The 17,899-nt window shown below is 47.7% G+C and carries 17 protein-coding genes; 13 read left to right on the top strand and 4 right to left on the bottom strand.

Annotation, left to right across the window (positions count from 1 at the left end):
- Positions 1-121 precede the first annotated feature (121 nt).
- The gene (locus AC5LIL_RS07450; RefSeq protein WP_499823750.1) at positions 122-3,508 is read right to left on the bottom strand and encodes a dynamin family protein; all 3,387 of its coding nucleotides are present in this window, start codon (positions 3,506-3,508) and stop codon (positions 122-124) included.
- A gap of 16 nt (positions 3,509-3,524) precedes the next feature.
- Positions 3,525-4,145 (bottom strand): NAD(P)-dependent oxidoreductase, encoded by a 621-nt coding sequence (locus AC5LIL_RS07445; protein WP_499823749.1) that lies wholly within the window; start codon positions 4,143-4,145, stop codon positions 3,525-3,527.
- Between the two features lie 175 nt (positions 4,146-4,320).
- On the opposite strand from AC5LIL_RS07445, the gene AC5LIL_RS07440 reads away from it, so the two are divergent.
- The 4 genes from AC5LIL_RS07440 (at position 4,321) to AC5LIL_RS07425 (ending at position 8,241) form a co-directional block, all read left to right on the top strand.
- Positions 4,321-5,412: an FUSC family protein gene (locus AC5LIL_RS07440; RefSeq protein WP_214692333.1), complete on the top strand. Its 1,092-nt coding sequence runs from the start codon at positions 4,321-4,323 to the stop codon at positions 5,410-5,412.
- A gap of 68 nt (positions 5,413-5,480) precedes the next feature.
- On the top strand, positions 5,481-6,152 hold the full coding sequence (locus tag AC5LIL_RS07435; protein WP_499823748.1) for a WGR domain-containing protein: 672 nt from the start codon (positions 5,481-5,483) through the stop codon (positions 6,150-6,152).
- 65 nt (positions 6,153-6,217) lie between these two features.
- Positions 6,218-6,745, top strand: a complete 528-nt coding sequence (locus AC5LIL_RS07430; RefSeq protein ID WP_499823747.1) for a PH domain-containing protein — start codon at positions 6,218-6,220, stop codon at positions 6,743-6,745.
- Entirely contained in the window at positions 6,742-8,241 is a 1,500-nt protein-coding gene (locus AC5LIL_RS07425) for a PH domain-containing protein (RefSeq protein ID WP_499823746.1), read from the top strand. The genes AC5LIL_RS07430 and AC5LIL_RS07425 overlap by 4 nt, the downstream gene beginning before the upstream one ends.
- 249 nt (positions 8,242-8,490) lie before the next feature.
- Here AC5LIL_RS07425 and AC5LIL_RS07420 read toward each other — a convergent pair.
- Together AC5LIL_RS07420 and AC5LIL_RS07415 are read right to left on the bottom strand one after the other, a co-directional pair.
- Positions 8,491-10,061 (bottom strand): IS3 family transposase gene (locus AC5LIL_RS07420; protein WP_499823745.1). Its coding sequence is split into 2 segments (ribosomal slippage): positions 8,491-9,422 and positions 9,422-10,061, totalling 1,572 coding nucleotides; the frame shifts between segments, so codons are not numbered across the junction.
- 82 nt (positions 10,062-10,143) lie between these two features.
- Positions 10,144-10,266, bottom strand: a complete 123-nt coding sequence (locus AC5LIL_RS07415; RefSeq protein WP_255349577.1) for a hypothetical protein — start codon at positions 10,264-10,266, stop codon at positions 10,144-10,146.
- Positions 10,267-10,548: 282 nt separating this feature from the next.
- Between AC5LIL_RS07415 and AC5LIL_RS07410 the strand changes: the two genes are divergently transcribed.
- From AC5LIL_RS07410 to AC5LIL_RS07370, 9 genes are all read left to right on the top strand, one after another.
- Positions 10,549-11,811: a solute carrier family 23 protein gene (locus AC5LIL_RS07410; RefSeq protein ID WP_499823744.1), complete on the top strand. Its 1,263-nt coding sequence runs from the start codon at positions 10,549-10,551 to the stop codon at positions 11,809-11,811.
- Positions 11,812-11,916: 105 nt separating this feature from the next.
- Positions 11,917-12,384, top strand: a complete 468-nt coding sequence (locus AC5LIL_RS07405) for a DinB family protein (RefSeq protein ID WP_339963042.1) — start codon at positions 11,917-11,919, stop codon at positions 12,382-12,384.
- Between the two features lie 137 nt (positions 12,385-12,521).
- Positions 12,522-12,872 carry a DUF3916 domain-containing protein gene (locus AC5LIL_RS07400; RefSeq protein WP_499823743.1) on the top strand — a complete coding sequence of 117 codons (351 nt, stop codon included), beginning with the start codon at positions 12,522-12,524 and terminating at the stop codon, positions 12,870-12,872.
- Positions 12,873-13,031: 159 nt separating this feature from the next.
- On the top strand, positions 13,032-13,802 hold the full coding sequence (locus AC5LIL_RS07395; RefSeq protein WP_499823742.1) for a hypothetical protein: 771 nt from the start codon (positions 13,032-13,034) through the stop codon (positions 13,800-13,802).
- Positions 13,799-14,722 carry an AAA family ATPase gene (locus AC5LIL_RS07390; RefSeq protein WP_339963045.1) on the top strand — a complete coding sequence of 308 codons (924 nt, stop codon included), beginning with the start codon at positions 13,799-13,801 and terminating at the stop codon, positions 14,720-14,722. The genes AC5LIL_RS07395 and AC5LIL_RS07390 overlap by 4 nt, the downstream gene beginning before the upstream one ends.
- A 2-nt stretch (positions 14,723-14,724) precedes the next feature.
- Positions 14,725-15,786, top strand: a complete 1,062-nt coding sequence (locus AC5LIL_RS07385; protein ID WP_499825339.1) for a DUF58 domain-containing protein — start codon at positions 14,725-14,727, stop codon at positions 15,784-15,786.
- A 15-nt stretch (positions 15,787-15,801) separates the two neighbouring features.
- Positions 15,802-16,524, top strand: coding sequence for a hypothetical protein (locus AC5LIL_RS07380; RefSeq protein WP_499825338.1), 723 nt, complete (start codon positions 15,802-15,804; stop codon positions 16,522-16,524).
- Positions 16,521-17,234 carry a hypothetical protein gene (locus tag AC5LIL_RS07375; protein ID WP_499825337.1) on the top strand — a complete coding sequence of 238 codons (714 nt, stop codon included), beginning with the start codon at positions 16,521-16,523 and terminating at the stop codon, positions 17,232-17,234. The genes AC5LIL_RS07380 and AC5LIL_RS07375 overlap by 4 nt, the downstream gene beginning before the upstream one ends.
- 105 nt (positions 17,235-17,339) lie before the next feature.
- Positions 17,340-17,891: a suppressor of fused domain protein gene (locus AC5LIL_RS07370; protein WP_499825336.1), complete on the top strand. Its 552-nt coding sequence runs from the start codon at positions 17,340-17,342 to the stop codon at positions 17,889-17,891.
- Positions 17,892-17,899: the final 8 nt, after the last annotated feature.

The raw sequence follows: 17,899 nt of genomic DNA, 5'->3' as shown, positions 1-17,899 counted from the left end.
TGTCATGTGCACATCAAGGACCGTTCTCATTATTCTTTGTTCAAATAGAGATATCTCAGAAACAGTCCCAAGACGATCGTCATGACGACAGCAGGGATGAGACCGATGAGCAGTAATGTGTTCATACCGTTTCCTTTCTGAGCGATTCGAGTCGTTCACGCATCTCATCAAAGGAATGGCTGTCCGTCAACATACTGAGCTCTGCATCGGCAAGTTCTTTCACCTGGGTCGACCATTCTCGTTCAATCTCGATTTCAGCATTTCTAATCTCCTCATTGGCCCGCTCGAGCTGTTTCTGATGAATGCTCTCGAGACGAGTGCGAATCATGTCACGGAGGAGTGCCGTCAATTCATCCTTTAGTTGCGTCCGACCCTCTCCCTCGAAAAATTGACTCGCGTTCTTATAGCGCTTCAATACTGACTGATAAGGTGGTGTTTCGAGATGAATCGATTCGACAGCCTCTCGAAGCCATGCCACGTCGAGTTCACGGTCGAATTCAAGCGTCGGTAGGATAGACGCTTGACGTTCGGTCAACCGTTCGACCAAGGCTACGAATTCGCGTTTAACGTATCGCTCCAACCGATATTGAAACACTTGGAGCTCTTGTTGGATGTCATAGGCGTATTTATCGAGTGTACGTCCAAGTGCACGCTCCAGGCTCTTCCTCGACCCGTCGACCTCGACCGGGTGGAAGGTCTCTTTGACGAAGTCCGAGAGGCGGAGAAGCGAACGGGTCTCGAGGTGGGCGAGGAGTTCTTTCGCTTCCCGGTCAAACAGGTCGATGAGTGCTGATACATCGAGTGCCGGCGGGTTCTCGAGTACAGCATTCAATTGCTTTCGACGTTGTTCTTTCAACGACTCGTCTTCTTCCGCTTCTTGTAAAACGCGATCGAAGGCGGCGAGCAATGCTGTCGTCTCTTCCTGTATACGCATCGCGTTCGCGAGACGAAGGTCTTTGTCGACATAGCGTTCAAGCGTCGAGACGAATCGGTCGAATCCTACGTCATTCCCTTGCATGGCGTTTCGGCTTGAGATGGGGAGAACGGTCGGTCGTCGAACACCGAGCGCGGTCAACTGTTGCGAGACATAGCTTGTGACAGCATCCCGTTCTTCGTCATCTGTCGCAAGATCGGAGGCGTTCACGAGGAAGAACATCTCGTGGTCTCCGGTCCCTTGGACACGACCGAGCTGGATGACGAGCTCTCGGTCCGCTTCCGTGAACGCATGATTATAATACGTGACGAACAAGACAGCATCCGCGTCACGCATGTAACCGAATTGCACCTCGCTGTGTCGGTTGAACTGCGAATCGGCACCTGGTGTGTCGACGAAGACGATGCCGCGTCGCGCCCACGGTGAGTCGAGGTACAGTTCAATCTCTTTCACGATACAGCTTTTCTCTTCTTGTGCAACGAACGCGCAGAACGTGTCATAGTCGACGGTCTCCATTTGCCCGAGATAATCGAGCGGTGCCGATTTAACAGCATTGACGAACGGGTGGTCGACATCGAGTGAGGCGAGGGAAGTCCCATAACCTTGTAACTCATCCTCAAGTTCATCTCGTGACTTGAAGGTGATTGTCGCTGTACGATTCGTCCGGCCGTTCGGCGGAACAATCTTCGTGATTGACGCCGTGAGCGGGTTCGGTGAGGTCGGTAACACCGTCTCCCCGAGAAGGGCATTGAGGGTCGAAGATTTTCCGGCTGAAAACGCACCGAAGATGGCAAACGTATATTGTTCATGCTTCGCACGATCGATTTTTTTACGAAGAGTCGTCACACGAGAGCGGAATAAAGGATGACTCTCTAATATTTCACATACCGTATTTTCATAAGAAAAATTAAAATCAAATAAATCATGATCATCTTCCAAAATCGACGTCGATGCAACCTCTGATTCAACAACATTCGACTGTTTTTCCGGGAGATACGTTGCATCGACATAGTTTCGAACGGCCAACTGATCTAACTGACCTGAATCAAGTTGCAACGCTTCATATTGACCGATAGCATCTAGACGGTTCAATAGGCGTAAGCGTAATGCTTCATTATCGAGCGCTTCATACAACTCGTCTTCTTCAGTCGAAAATTGTTCCAAGCGCATGTCGACTTCCGCTTTCATATACGTATCCGTCGAATGGACCCACGGTTCTGAAACTTTCGTCACCCATGACGCAAGGGCCGTCTCGATGTCACGACTAAACTGTAACACCGTGTCACCACTGAGTGATGCACCGGATTTTACTTGTTCGGTGATGAGTGAGCTCGGAGCAATCGGTAGGACATCACCTTTCGGCAGGAGAGTCTCTGGAAGTTTCAAATCCCGAATGATGTCTTCTGCATATTTCACGAGGTGCGGACGTAAATTCATATCAATCAAACGGTTGAACTCTTTGACGGCCACGTCTTCACGACGAGCACGTTCTTGTTTTGTTTTCTCTTTCGAGAACAAAAGACCGACCTTGAATGAAGGGGCACAACTTTCGAGATAGGAACGAAGCAATTCACGGAATTCATAGGTCATGATGGGTGCGCTCTCGACGATTGGCGCTTGGTGTTTGAAGAATTCACGACGGAACGATCTCCACCATGCCCGTTTCTTCTCAAGTCGGTGCAGGCGAGATTGCATTTCCTTCGGACTCTTCTCATAGGTCGGTAATTGATCCAACGTCGATTGAATCGAAGTTTCGTTGCGTTGGACCAACGTATTGATCAATGCATCCGCATGCTCGACTTGCTGCTGTCTCGATTCCGTGATGACTTGTCGCACATACGACCGCAAGCGCTCGACTTCGTTATGTGGATGCTTTAAATCACGAAGTGAGATGTAGAACGTGTCATTTGGAACGATGTCATGATGACGGAATGCTTTCGTCAATGACGCCTTGAAGTCCACAAAGGAAAGCTCATCCTCATCATGCTTGTCGATTTGGTTAATGATGATGGAGTAGGGACGTCCTTCCCGGCTAAATTGTTTCATCAGTCCGATGTTTTGTTCCGATTGGACATGGTTGTAGTCCATCATGAAAAACAAATGATCGGCCAAGAAGAGCGATCGTTCCGTCGCTTGGCGATGTCGTTCATCCGTTGAATCAATCCCAGGTGTATCCATCAACACGACATGTTCATCAAATGGGAACCGATCGATCGTATACTCGACTTCCTTGATTTCCTCGACTTTGCAATAGTCACTGATGTTTGATAGGGAAGAAGCGTCTAATGAAATCCAATCCGTATCATTGATTGCGACGGCTGCCGCTGATTCTCCACCACGTAACGTGACGATATTGGCACTTGTCGGAATCGGACTTGTTGGAAGGAACCCATCTTCTAGCCAGTCGTTGAGCAATGTCGACTTCCCGGCTGAGAAGTGACCACAGACGGCAATCCAAACTTCTTCATTCGTTACTTTTTGTAGGGCGGTGCGGGCGAGTCGTGCTGCGTCCGTCATCTCCTCTTGTTGAAAGGTTAAAGCAAGCCGTGCTAATTGTTCTCGTTGTTCGTGCATGTTTCCCATCCCCTAATTATGATTCCGTCGTGATGCCGACACGATGTCCGACATATTCATCATTCGTTAAACAATCCAGCACCAACTCGGCGACATCGTCTCTCGAGATTGGACCTGATTGTTTCGTGCCTAACACTTCTTTTGAGACAATGATGTCTCCATTCGATGGTTCATTGATCAGTTGAGTCGGACAGATGACTGTGAACGCCAATCCGGAGTCTCGTAATAATTCATAGGCCCGTGCATGATCTTCTGCTGCGGTTGTCATCGAACGCTTCGATTCTTTCGTTTCAAAGCGATAGTTGTCGCTGTCATGTGCCTGTAAGATGCCGGCGGTCCCTACTGTGATGATGCGTGTTACATCAAATTGTTTCATCGCGTCAATCACGAGTGGTGTGAATGTAGACAATACGTTTTGTTTGTCCGTTCCTAACGCCGAGATGACGACGTCTGCAGATTGTACCGTTTCTAGGACTGCTTCTTTGTCCGTCGCGTCTCCGATGATTTCGTTGACACCTTCCTTTGAATCCAACGAATGTCTCGTTAAAAGTTTGACGTCATGTCCTTGATTTAATAAACGCTCAAGTATCCGTTCCCCTGTACGGCCACTTCCGCCGAATAAAGCAATTGTTGACAAGTAAACCCCTCCCCATCAATATGAAAGAAATATCCAACGCCATCATAACACGGAAGCGTTCACAAAACTGCCTGAAATGGTTCGATTCTGCTTGAAAAGAATGTGGTACGTTTTAGAATTGAGGAAGAAGGCAAAAAATACATATGACAAGCGTAAGAGAGGAAGGCACCATCACATGAAATTTGGGGCTCGAACTATTAAGACCGGACTATCGGTCGCAATCGTTTTACTGATTGCCGAGGCGTTTCAGTTCCAACAGATCGTCGTCCCGGCACTCGCTGCGTCACTCGCGCTTCTCCCGTCTGTTTATCAGACCGGACTTCGCTTAATCGAAGAGATGAAAGGGAACTTGATTGGGGCATTGCTCTCCGTCGGGTCCTTGTTGCTCACTCCGAATCCGACACCCATCGCCATCGGATTCGTCATCATCATCGCCATCTCCATCCTTTTGTTTTTAAATTTAGAATCGACGACACGGACCGTCATCTTGACGACGATTCTCATCATGGAAGGGGCAAGTCAGTCGGACATGCCGGTTTGGGTGTTTGCGGGTGAACGTTACTTACTCATCATGATGGGGATTACTGTTGCATTAATCGTAAACGCACTTTTGTTCCCACCTCGATATGAACGGAAACTGGAAGAGCAGGTGACGGAGGTATTTCAAATGGTCGTCCGGATCGCACGATTGTTTGCGGAAACAGAAGGCGGTCGTTCATCCTTTGAATCCTTGCCTGAGACGAAGAAGTTGCATAGTGATTCAAAACAAACATATGCCTATTTTGAAGAAGAAATCAAAGCGAATCGTTGGCTCGAGAAGAAGACTCCGATCTTCCGTCGTGCCGTCCTGAAGTCCAAGATGATTGAGACGAACCGAGCCGCGCTCCATGTCATCGAGAAACTCGATCATGATTTCCATACGATTGAACAACTTCCTCCACAATTGAGCGATGAGTTGTATCGCCACATTCGGCATTTGTTGCGTCGACATGAGCGTCTGTTCTCAGCTTATGAGCTTGAGAACGAGCACCTCATCGACCGGGATGAGGATCTTATTCATGAGAACTTTGACTTTGCGAAGTTAATGATCGAGAGGATGCGAGAAGAAGAGGAAGAACTCATCCTCATTGTCGTGCCGCTCGTAGCGACGATGACCGACTGGGTCAAGGCAATGAATGAACTCGAACGCTACCTTGTGACGGAAATGAAGAAGCATGGAGATAACTTAAAAGTGGAACCACGTAAGAAATGGTTTTTTGAAGACTGAGAAACGGGCCGACATTCGGCTCGTTTTTTAAGAGAGTTAATTTTGTTATAGAAGAGAGGGCATTGAGTATGAAGAAGTCTTTTCAACACATCACAAAGTATTGGAACATCATCGTTATAGGTGATGAATTTGCTGTAAACTACGGAAAAATCGGGACAATTGGAAAGGTACAAGTAAAATCTTTTGAATCCGATTCGGAATGTATGAAAGAAGCAGAAAAACTTATTCGTCAAAAGTTGAGAAAAGGATATGTTGAATGCCCTTTTGATTGGGACAACCATATGTATGTGGATGACCCGGAAGTTGGACCGAGTTTTCTGACCTCTCATCCGAAGTATCAGGAATGTTTCAACGATGAATTCTTTGTGGATTGTACGGAAGAATATGCTCCGTTCGGAAATGATGCTGGCGCCGATGCATTGGTTATGTACGAAGAAGTGCTCCGAAAGGATAGAGACCTTTGTTATCTTTCATACGCTTACGCCTTAATTGAAAGTTGGATTGATCGAGACGTATACGGCCCAGAAGATTGGTCAACGTATGAATATGCCTATACATGTGATCAAGTCCTCGTCGCTGGTGCGTTTGCTTCCATAAAGATGACGGGAAAGCTGACAGGTAATTTGAAAATAACAGGATTAGCGGCCATCCATCGATTAAAACAAGCTTTCGAAATAGAGGATCTGTCTATGTTTGATAAGTTATATGAACGCTTGAGTACATTCCCGACCGAATCCTGAAACTTTTCGAGAAGAAACACGTATACAATAGAGACAGATACATAAGAACGATAGGGGGATTCACCATGTCAGAAACAACACCGACACCAGAAGAAGGTGTCACACCACAACGAATCAGCGGAACACTTCCGATCGAGGCACGGGCGGTCTTTCGATTATCGAGTGCGATTTTTTATCTCATCGGTCTCCTCATCACTGGAGCTCTCGTTGTCGCATCATACTGGTTCGACTGGCCGACTTGGCTACAGATTGGCTTTATCGTGCTACTTGTCATCGATGTCGTCTATAGCTTGATTGATATCATCTGGTTCCAAAAGTGGAAACAGGAACGATTCACGTATGATGTCCAGCCGCTTGAAATCCGGATTCATCATGGAATCATCACGACACATGACGTACTCATCCCGATGACGAAAGTCCAATATGTTCATGCGGAACAAGGACCGATTCTACGTAAATACGGGTTACAGACCATCACCATCGGAACAGCGGCCGGTTCTCACGAAATCTATGCGATTGAAGAGTCATTCGCGAAAACACTCCGTGAGCAGATTGCCATCTATGCACGAATCGAAGAGGAGGATGTCGTATGACCGAGACCGCGTTAACATGGCATCGACTCCCGAGTCGCGTTTTGGTGCTGCGTATTCTCGAAGTCATCAAGTCATTCGCCATTCCAATCGTCTTACTCTTTGTGCTCAACAACGACTGGGAATCGACTTTCGGCATCATCATCCGAGTCGGCATCCTACTCTTTCTATTACTTGACATTGTCCAGAAGTTCTTTGGGTGGTTAAACTTCCGATATGCCCTCGATGAAAAGACTGTCTATGTGATCGAAGGGAACTGGTTGAAAAAAGAAAAATCGCTTCCGCTTTATAAAATTCAAAGCGTTCATTCGAACAGTCCCTTCCTCTATCGATTGCTTGGCGTCGTCGAATTGACGTTTGATACGAATGCCAACAGTGACGATGCATCATTCAAACTGGCTGGTGTCTTTCCGACCGAAGCGAAACGACTGGAAGAGATTCTCGAGCAAGTCCGTCATCGGAAACAGAATGCACAAACCGAAGAGAATCCAGAAACGACAGATGCGACAACTGAACAGGCAGAATCTTTACCAAGCCGTCTGTTATATGCCTTGTCCACGCGCGAAATCGTGTTGGCTTCTATCACGTCGCTCTCTGTCTTCGCCATCTTCCCGGTCGCTTCAACAATCATCTCCTCGATTGATGACTTCATCAATTTGGATGGGGCGTTCAACCAAGTAGAAGATTATGTCGTCCATGCGTCCATCATCGTCATCGGTCTTCTCGTCATCGGGGTGTTGATGCTGTCGGTCGTGATTGGCATGGTCATCAACTTCTTGAAATATGGGAACTTCCGACTCGAGCGAAGAGGGGAGCGCATTCGTGTCGAAAAAGGATTATTAAACCGGAGTGCAAAAGAGATCCCCTATGAGAAGATTCAAGCGATTCGAATCAAAGAGACGTTCATCCGTCGCTGGTTCCACATCGTCGGAGTCGAACTCGTCGCAGCAGGAACGATGGATGAATTAAAGGACGAATCATCAACGATTCTTCCGTTTGTTCGACGTGACCGTGCGATGCGAGTACTCCGTGAACACTTCACGCACTTCACATGGTCGGATGAATTACATCGACTTCCAAAAAAAGCGTTAGGAATCAAACTACTGCGAATCAGCTGGTTCGGCTTCATCTTATCAGCACTCGTGCTCTATTTCTTCCGAGATTATGCATGGTGGCTCCTTCTTTTATGGGCCATTATCATCGGGGGACGTGTGCTCAGTTACGTCACGACAAAATATGTCCGTACCGATCAATTTATTCAATTGCGGACGGGAACTTTCAACGTCCGGTCGTTCTTGACGGACAAACCACGGATCGAACAGATTCAAGTGAAGCAATCGCTCTTGCAACGTCGATTCGGACTTTGTACGGTTCAGTTCTCGACTCGAGGAGGATTCTTGTCCGTCGAGACAATTGACGACATTCCGAAAGAAGAAGCGGACGCGATGCTCGTCTGGTTCTCCCGTTATAACGAAATGAATGAAAAACGCTCAGGATAAAGTTTCCTGAGCGTTTGAATTATTTGTGATTTTCGTATCAAATGATGTTTCTCTTACTGAAAATGCGGATAAAGTATGGTATGATGCAAGTAGAAAGAGACCGGTGCTGGACACACCGACCTCTGGCTTACAGGCTCCCACTTTAAGAGTGGTCCCAGCCGCCACAATGGTTAGTGAATCAGAAAGTGACCCATCTCATTGCGTGAACTGCTCCCCGTCAAGTAGACAGGGCAAATAATGAAAACCAAACTAGGCGGCTTGAGACCTGTATTCGACAGGGCTCAAGCCGTTTAGCCGTTTCTGGAAACGGTCATGATTGTAGAACGATATGTAGGTTTCGATGGCCGACGTGAGTTCGCTATAGGCCTGGAATTCACGCAGGTAGTACATCTCGACTTTCAGGGTACCCCAAAAACCCTCGATCGGGGCGTTGTCGAGACAACGTCCGACCCGGGACATGCTGTGGGTCAGTCCTGCGTCTTCTACTATGCGTTTGAACCCTCTCGATGTGTATTGATACCCTCGGTCGCTATGGATCATCGGACCCGCTCCTGTACGGAGCCCCGCGATCGCTGGCATCATCGTCTGGAAGACGAGTCCGTTGTTGTTGGACTTCCCGACGCGATAGGCGACGATCGAGCCGTCATAGAGGTCGATGATCGCGCTCAGATACGCCTTCCTTCCGGCGCCATATTTAAACTCGGTGACGTCGGTGCACCATTTCTCGTCCGGTCGGGACGCGCTGAATTCCCGGTTCATCAGGTTCTCGGTCACATGCTGCGGGGACGATTTTTTGTACCGCTTTCGCTTCTGGCGGATGACCGAACGAATCTCATGGATGCGCATGAGACGATAGATGCGCTTCTCGTTGTATGCCGGCAGGCCATGCTGGCGTCGTCTGCGGTTGACCGTCATGGTGATCCGTCGATAGCCGTAGGTCCCGTTCACCTGGTCGTAGAGGAGGCGGATGTCCTCCAGTAGGCCCAGGTTCTCCTCCTCGCGTACCGAGACGGTACGCTTCAACCATTTATAGTAGGCGGCCCGTGAGACCTGCGCGATTTCACACAGGAGCACGACCGGGAACGTATCGGTTGTCGACATTTCCTCGATGGCCATGTAACGCAATTGTAGCCGGATCTGGCTGATCAACCTCTCCTCTCGATCTCCTCTAACTTTTTTAGGAACAGGTTCTCGGCCCGCAGGCGCTCGTTCTCCCGCTCGATCTGTTGGATGCGACGTTCGAGCTTCTCCTCGTTGGTCAGTTCCTCTTCTTGCTTCGTCCGTCCACGCCGGTCCTCGAGCCCGTGCACGCCGTCGGCGTCATATTTTTTCGTCCATCCATAGACCTGTTGATACGACACGGCGAACATCTCGGCCGTCCGTTGATAGTTCCGTCCATTGTCCAGGCAATATCTGACGATCTCCATGCGTTCCTCGAATGTGGTCTTTCTCCCTTTTGCCATAGCTCGATCCATCCCTTTTCTCGAATCTGTTAACTCGCTATGACCAGTATACTTCTTAATCCATCTCCGAAGAACAGACCAATCACTGATTTGATGTTTGGAGAGAACCTCCATTTTAGTGAACCCATCGAGATAGTCACAGACGGCCGCGAGCTTCTGTTCCTTGGTGTACAGTTTCCATGTCTTCGATTCCTTCAACGCATCGATCCCACCGGTATCGAATTTCACTTTCCACACCCGGAGGGCATCCTTAGAAACGTCATGGGCCTCCATAATTTCCTTCCATGTGTATGTTTCTGCTTCTATCATGCGCAGCGCACTCAGTTTTTGTTCGATCGAATGCCGACTTCTCGCCATAAAAAAACACTCCCCAATTAGAATAAACAGATTTGTTATTTCATCTGTCTACCTATCGGGGAGCATATCAGCGCCGAGGGGGTCATTTTTTTGTGCGTTCAGACGTTGCACGATCGGATGTTCGGTGAATCACCAAGTGAACGATGATCGGAGCGAGGATTGGGATCATGACATAATCTCCAACCCAGGTCCAAAGTTGTTCCATCCGCACCACCGCCTTCCTCCATTGTGGACTTGGCGGCTGACCCCACTATTGCTGCGTTAACCTGCCCTTTCATTATAACAGATTCGTTCGTAAAATGGCGTTAAAAATAAGAACAAACGTTCTTATTTTATAAAATGAATCTTTTGATGGAATCGGTCTCATATATGGGTCCAAAGAAGGAATTGAATCGAATCGCTCTTGCTTGTTAGATGTCTGACAGGATATAATCAATCTCGTGTGTATACACGGGTGGGTGAGGGTGCCAATAAAGGATTGATTCCTATGGCAAAACAAACAGAATGGAAAACAGAAACATACGGGGGCGTGCTGAACTTTCTGGCGACAGCATACATCCCGGCCGTGCATGCGGCAATTTTGACACAAGCCGGACTCCCGTTCGAGGGGGCGCTCGTCGGAGCGATTTTGACAAGCATCATCGGGACGTTGATTGCGGGATTCTTCAATCTACCGCTCCTCTTGTTACCAGGAATGGGGATTAACGCGCTCTTCACGTACACGCTCGTCTTACAGATGGGATTGAGCTGGCAAAGCGCGCTCGCCGTCTCTTTCGTCTCAGGTGTACTCGTCGTATTGTTGACGGTCACCAAGGTGGCGAGGAAATTGGCGAACGCGTTCCCGCCGATTATCCATGACGGATTGACGGTCGGTCTCGGCCTCTTTCTCATTTTGATTGGTCTTGAGGCGGCAGGAATTGTCTCAGGTGGGGGTGGGGCATTGCTCCACATCGGTGACCTCGGAGAGCGTAACGTCCAGGTGGCCTTTTTATCACTCTTCGTCGCCATCTTGTTGTTCTTGAAGATGGGACCGAGCAGCTTCCTATGGACAATCGGTTTCGGTGTCGGTCTCAGCGCCGTGATGGGAACGCTAGAGTGGACGGGAAGTTTCTCGTTGTCACCGTTCTTCGAGTCATTCGGCACGGTGTTTGGGAACATCTCGTTCGCGGAATCTGCGTCTCCGCTCTTCTTAGTCGCGGTCGGTGTACTGACGCTCGTCTTGTTGATTGAAAACATCAGCTTGATCCAGAATCAGACACGTGCAATCGACAAAGAAAAGGATGCACCGAAAGGTCTCGTTGCACAAGGCCTCTCGACGATGGCCGGTGCCATGTTCGGGTCAAGTCCGACCGTCTCGACGGTCGAAGTGGCTGCCGGAATATCGGTCGGTGCACGAGGCGGGATTGCTTCATTCGTCACATCTGTATTGTACGTGGTATCGCTCTTATTGCTACCGCTCTTTGCAATCATTCCTGTGACGGCGATCGCTCCGGTGTTGATCATCATCGGGATGATGATGTTCCAGAACGTGAAGCATCTGCCGCTCGATAACTGGGAACATGCCTTCCCGGCGATTCTCGTCATCATCATGATCCCGTTCACGTATTCCATCGTCGATGGGATCGGACTCGGGTTCATCGCGTACACGATGATTGTCTTGTTCAAAAAGGGCTACCGGTCACTCAGTCCGGTCGTCGGTGTCTTGACCGTATTGTTCTTAGTTTTCTTCTCATTACCAGTCTGGTTATAGAGATACGCACGGCATCGTTCAGGAAGAACGGTGCCGTTTTTTGATTTGAAAAGACTCGTTCGTGCTATAATCGCAGTAATTTAAAGCGAACGTGGAGGGGATTGGATGCAAGTTATTCAAGAATTCGCATCGTACACAGAATGGCTCAAGACGTTAGAAAAGCTGAGTGAATCTGATTGGAACAAACAGAGCGACTCGGAGAAGTGGTCCATAAAGCAAATCGTCTTACATATCGCCCATTGGGACAATCATCTGTTGAATGTCATCATCCCATCGGTGAAGAACGGCGAAGGGATGATATTCCCTGACTTTGACTCGTTCAACGCGCGGGCGACGAAAAGGACCGAGAAGTTGACAGGTGAGACCGTACTAAAGGAATCCATCAATAGTCGGCGAACACTCGTCACGATGCTTGACTCCTTAAGCGAAGAAGCGCTGACTTATAAAACGACAGCGAATGGCGTCTCACATGATCCGCATCAAGGTGTCCCATATTCACTATATGTGATTGTCAGAGAATTCATCGAGCATGACCGGCACCATATGAAGCAAGTTGAGTCCATCCTGAAATGAGACATCGGAAAGTGCGTGGTCTGAAACGAAAGTTAAGTCGTCTTCAGCGTAATATGCAAGAAAATCATCGTGATTTTCCAACTGAGTTTCATAATGGTTATTGCAATACCAAGATTCCGGTTGGATAAACCTTTTTATTGGATATTCAACATAATGCCCGAATCAAACAGGCAATCATCCATATTCTGCTCGATGAAGCAAAACGACTAGTAGAGTTGCGTGTGGATGAGCGAGTGCGAGTTGCCGTGCTGCTAGATTTTCCTACACTCTGGAACTCTGAGCTTCTCGTGTTTGAAGATGAAGAGGAGTTACAAACGTTTATGCGGCGTGATTCATCCCATCAAAAATGGATCCCGATTTCTCATAAAAAAACGTTTATGAACAAATGGGACATTCGTAGTGACCAGGAGATTCGCGTGTATGGATTTGAAGAATGGTTGTTCGACGAAGAAGATGAAGGTAGAGAATTGTGGATGCTCGTTCAATGAACGGGCATTTTTCTTATGTCTAAAAATAACTGAATATTCCGTAAAAGTTCATGGTATAATCCATTTAATCCTATTTCCAAAAAAAGGATTTAGACTATGAGAGGAGCCGTCACATCAGATGAAAACAATCAAACCGAATATACATAAGCGGAAACACCGATGAAACAAGCCAAAACGATTTTTGTGTCAGGGATTCTATTCTCCTTACTACTTGTCGCCCTCATCTCCTATTCCGGTCAACTGGGATACCGCTACTACCAATCATTAGACATCTCAGGGAGCGACATCACGAGTTGGGTCACGGACTGTCATGACAAACGAAAGTTTTTAGGGATTTTCGAAGTGACGGATGTCGATTTTTGGTGTGGGGACGCGCCATATGAAGAACCAGAAGGAAATGGTCCAGACGGAGCGATGATTGACTCAGAAGAGGATTCAGGTGGTACACCGAAAGAGCGGATCAATGACCAATCCCCTTCTTACGGAAACCCGTCAGGAGAAGAGACGAGCAGCGTCTCCTACCTCCCATACATGATAACCGGACTGTTTATCTTGCTCGGATGGTGGCTCTGGAAAAAACGACGCCCCTCGAAGAAACAAAGCGAGGAGGGAGAGTTAGATATCGAGGATCACTCGCTAGTGACTTCTGACAACGCGTCGATGCAGATAAACCGAACGGTTAATCCATTACCAGCATCGACTATCCGAAAGCAGTTGATTCAATTCGAAGCAGCGTTACCTCCATATAAACGTCGTCGCCCAACTGAGACGTTGTCGACTTGGGCGAAACGAATCGAACTCGATGCATCCCTACTTACCTATTTAGAGACACGTTATGATGATGGAAACATCTCACCACAACGTGAGAGAGCGTTCACCCAACAACTTGATGAATACCTACTACGCACACAAAAGGAGTCGAACTCATGACCATCCGACACGTATTGGACCAATTAGACCGCATTTACCTCGGTAAACCGGAAATCACAAAATTATGTTGCACAGCCCTTTTGGCGAACGGCCATATCTTGCTAGAGGATGTGCCCGGGACGGGGAAGACGTTACTCGCGAAAAGCATCGCCAAAAGCTTTGAGGCAGACTTCGCCCGAATTCAGTTCACAGCCGACCTGCTGCCTTCTGACATCATCGGTTCAGACTTCTTCAATATGCAGACCCAGACGTTCGAGAACCGTACCGGTCCCATCTTCACAAACATCTTGTTAATCGATGAAGTGAACCGCGCCGTTCCGAGAACGCAATCCGCCTTGCTTGAAGCGATGGAAGAACGCCAAGTCTCCATCGGCGGCGTCACCTATCAACTACCGAAACCATTCTTCGTCATCGCGACGCAAAACCCGATCGAGTCTGCGGGAACGTTCGCCCTACCAGACGCCCAACTCGACCGCTTCCTCATGTCTCTTCAAGTTGGGTATCCTGGGGCAGACGAAGAGCGGAACTTGATTCTGCAGACGATTTCAAAGACGAGACAGACAGTGCATGCCTTGATGACGAATGAAGCTTTTTTAGAAGCACAAGAAGAAGTCGAGAATATCCGGATTCATGAAGATGTCGTCACGTATTTGCTTGCACTCATCCACGAGACGAGACAACACCCGTTAGTCGAAGTCGGGGCGAGCCCACGGGCGACACTTGCGCTCGTCAAAGCCTCACAAGCTTATGCGTACTTGAACGACCGTCAGTTCGTCACGCCTGAAGACGTCCAAGCCGTTGCGCCACACGTTCTCTCACACCGATTGACCCTCACCCTTGAAGGGGACATCAAATCGACGAAGCGACAAGTGCTAGCGGACGTACTCGAGTCCGTAACTGTCCCAGTCGAAAAGGTGTAACGATGCGACAGGTCGAAATCAGTACACCGTCCATCCTTCAGGACCAACTTTGGCCGGCTTATGTCAGTCTCGGTCTCCTCACCATGTGGATGCCTTATTTATGGCCCATCGCTTATGTATGCGGAGCATTATTAATCGTCATGTTCATCCGGAAACGACTCATTCGAACACTTTCAAACGAAGTCTCATTTTCCATCCGGCAGAAAGAAGATCTCTTGTTCATCGACGATGAGACATCATGTATCGTCCGTATCGATGGGTATGAGCGAATCATTGCCCTTGGCGTTCCGCTATTGATTCGACTAGAGGGTAATGAACGGATGGTATTCGAGGACGGGGCACAGGCATACGACACAAGGATCGAACAGGACATACATCATGTGAGCGTCTCGGCTGTGAAGCGTGGACCTGCTTCGATTCATACGTGTGTGATGCGTGTCACGTTACCGTTTTATTTAGGTACTCTTTTTTTCACGGATGAGGAGATGGATACGCCCTCATGGATTGTGTTACCTACCATCACGAAGTCACCAATCACCGAATCTCGCATGATTCGGATGGGTGACCGTATCGTCAAGCACTCTCCGTTGAACGATCCGTTGATGATTCAGAGTGCAAAACGATATGAGAAGGAACCCGCCAAACAGATCGACTGGGTCGCCACTTCAAAGGTCGGTCATGTACAGGCAAAAGTGTTCGAACGACAAAATCTCGACACGTTCACGATTTCCCTTGATTTGAGCGGTCCGCTCGGGAACGGGCTCCATGCGCACTATGAAGACTTGATTCAACAGACGGCCTATTTGGTTTCTTACTTGATCAAAGAAGACTGTAAAGTGGAGCTGTTAATCAACCGACTCGACAAAAACAATCAAGTCGACCGTGTTACACTGGGAGAAGGAAGAAAACAATTACGGCTCATTCTCGTCCGACTAGCGATGATTCATGAATCGAACGCGTTTGTTGCGTCATCACGTTTCACTTCATATGTCAGTCGTCACAAACAGCCGCACGCCGAATTGATTCACATCAATCACGCGATGCTGCTGAAATCTTCAGGGTGATGAAAGGAGAAACACATGCAACGAATGACGAGCTTACTCATATGTTGTGCTGGACTGCTTGCAAGCACGACGACCGTATCAGCCGAGATGACTGAATCCTCGGCGGAACGTTTTGCAGATGCATATTTCTATGACATTGTGATGGATCATATTCAGGGGGACGATCCGACTAATTATCATATGACGGACAGTGAGAACATCACTTTCGGTCCGTTGCTGGAGACGTATATCCCGTCATCCTCTTGCTACAAAACGGGGGAAACATGTACGTTCGTCCCGACAAAAGAATTTGTGGCGACCGTCTTTCAAGATGATGAACCGGTCAACGTGATCGGAACGTATGAACAATCAGCGGGTACATATGCGTTTTCAACGTTCGGTTCAGACAAAGAAACTCCGAAAGCGCTGATGGACGTACAAGGACATCTCGTGAAATACACAGAAAGGTCGGCATGGTTTGATCATGATGGGGATATGTTAAAGGCGCTTACACCCAATTCAAGACAAATGATCAGTGGGGATGCAATTTCGACGAAGGACTTCCAAGCCTTATTGATTGAAGAGCATACAAGCATTGAAGGATCTGCTGAAGAAGGGATGATGGATGGAGCGGGTGGCTATTCGGATGAAGCAAAATCAAACAATCCAACATCGAATACCAACCGATTGATTGGTTTTGCAGTGTTAGCGATGTTGCCATTCGGATATTGGTTCCTTAAAAGACGAAAAACAGCATGATGTCAAAAGATTTATACAATCAACATGAACCACTAGAATTAGTGATCATTCCGAGTCATGCACTGAGAGAAGGAGAAGCAAATCGATTGATTTTTCGACATCTGAAGGATGAGGACTTTCCATTGCGCATTGAACGGAAACGAACTGTGAGAGCTACGAGAAAACATCTCTTCTCTTTTGAACGTCAAGAAGAGCATCTGACGACCAAAACCCTCAAGAATCGTGAGTCATTAGAATCGGAATTGACACTCTCTTCGAATGAAATCATCGTCCTACAAGGAGAGACAGATTGGATTCTGAGTTATTATGAGGACGGTTTGACGCTTCAAGGAAAGCAAGTGAGTCGTGTCGGAACAAAGGGAATAGCCAATTTCGAGGTATTTTTTGAATATGTGACTACAGGTGCGTTTCCAATCGAGGTATCATTTTGTTTAGATGGAACGCTCGGTCCTCGTGAGAACGTGTATCGCTTCACGTTGCCTGACGCAGATTGGAAGACATTGATTGAAGACGAACTTTTGCCTCAGCTTCAAATTCCGAAAGCGAAGAATGTATGGCAGTCCCTTTTCTTTCCGACAAACAATCAGACAATCGAATGGTTCACTGGTGAATTTCATGCAAACATCTTGGGAAACTTCGTTTTCGCCCACGATGCCCATGACACGTATTATTTCTTGGATCACGTGAATGGAGACATCAAAGTGTTTTGAATGACCCAACTAAAGAAGAAGTAAATTTGCGTCAATCGATTGAGTCCATCAAACTCAAAACCCGAAGCAAAAAGTACGCCAGTTATGAGAAAGTAGGGATGGAACATGAACTATTTAGAACATCTAGAAAAACATTGTGGCACGTTCGTCAGCGGGTTTGATATCCCTTACTTGCTAGAAGATGATGTCCAAATCATCGAACTTGAAGAAGAGTCCTCTAAAATCACGAGTATTTCGACATTAGGACTGCATTGGCATGCACTTCAATTCGAAAATGGTTCGATCGCTCACCAGGAGTTGCTGTTCCGCTTCAATCAACAGCATGCCAAAGAGGAATTTGTTGAATTGATGTGGCAGCTGACCGATTATGCGCTGGGAACGCACCAGGCGTTCGAGTTGGGCGAACTCTACGAACTGCCAGAGGAAGTACTTGAACAATATTCATTTTCTTCGGTCTATGTGACCGCTCCTTTTTACTCAGATGAGTCGTTCATCACATATGCGAACGGGGAGCAGAGCGTCCTAGTCGTCTGGTTTGTACCGATTTACCCTTCAGAAGAGCTGTTCATCGAAGAACACGGAACCGAACGGTTTGACGAACTCCTATATGAGACTGATCGCGAATTATTCGACTTGAACCGAAAAGAACTTGTCTAACGAACAAC

It is taken from the genome of Exiguobacterium sp. RM11, from assembly GCF_059821525.1.
This window is presented reverse-complemented; position numbering and strand designations above follow the sequence as displayed.

Excerpts from the sequence above, each read along its gene's own strand:
- AC5LIL_RS07450 (WP_499823750.1), bottom strand. The coding sequence starts at position 3,508 with ATGCACGAACAACGAGAACAATTAGCACGGCTTGCTTTAACCTTTCAA.
- AC5LIL_RS07440 (WP_214692333.1), top strand. The coding sequence starts at position 4,321 with ATGAAATTTGGGGCTCGAACTATTAAGACCGGACTATCGGTCGCAATC.
- AC5LIL_RS07435 (WP_499823748.1), top strand. The coding sequence starts at position 5,481 with ATGAAGAAGTCTTTTCAACACATCACAAAGTATTGGAACATCATCGTT.
- AC5LIL_RS07430 (WP_499823747.1), top strand. The coding sequence starts at position 6,218 with ATGTCAGAAACAACACCGACACCAGAAGAAGGTGTCACACCACAACGA.
- AC5LIL_RS07425 (WP_499823746.1), top strand. The coding sequence starts at position 6,742 with ATGACCGAGACCGCGTTAACATGGCATCGACTCCCGAGTCGCGTTTTG.
- AC5LIL_RS07415 (WP_255349577.1), bottom strand. The coding sequence starts at position 10,266 with ATGGAACAACTTTGGACCTGGGTTGGAGATTATGTCATGATCCCAATC.
- AC5LIL_RS07410 (WP_499823744.1), top strand. The coding sequence starts at position 10,549 with ATGGCAAAACAAACAGAATGGAAAACAGAAACATACGGGGGCGTGCTG.
- AC5LIL_RS07405 (WP_339963042.1), top strand. The coding sequence starts at position 11,917 with ATGCAAGTTATTCAAGAATTCGCATCGTACACAGAATGGCTCAAGACG.
- AC5LIL_RS07395 (WP_499823742.1), top strand. The coding sequence starts at position 13,032 with ATGAAACAAGCCAAAACGATTTTTGTGTCAGGGATTCTATTCTCCTTA.
- AC5LIL_RS07390 (WP_339963045.1), top strand. The coding sequence starts at position 13,799 with ATGACCATCCGACACGTATTGGACCAATTAGACCGCATTTACCTCGGT.
- AC5LIL_RS07385 (WP_499825339.1), top strand. The coding sequence starts at position 14,725 with ATGCGACAGGTCGAAATCAGTACACCGTCCATCCTTCAGGACCAACTT.
- AC5LIL_RS07380 (WP_499825338.1), top strand. The coding sequence starts at position 15,802 with ATGCAACGAATGACGAGCTTACTCATATGTTGTGCTGGACTGCTTGCA.
- AC5LIL_RS07375 (WP_499825337.1), top strand. The coding sequence starts at position 16,521 with ATGATGTCAAAAGATTTATACAATCAACATGAACCACTAGAATTAGTG.
- AC5LIL_RS07370 (WP_499825336.1), top strand. The coding sequence starts at position 17,340 with ATGAACTATTTAGAACATCTAGAAAAACATTGTGGCACGTTCGTCAGC.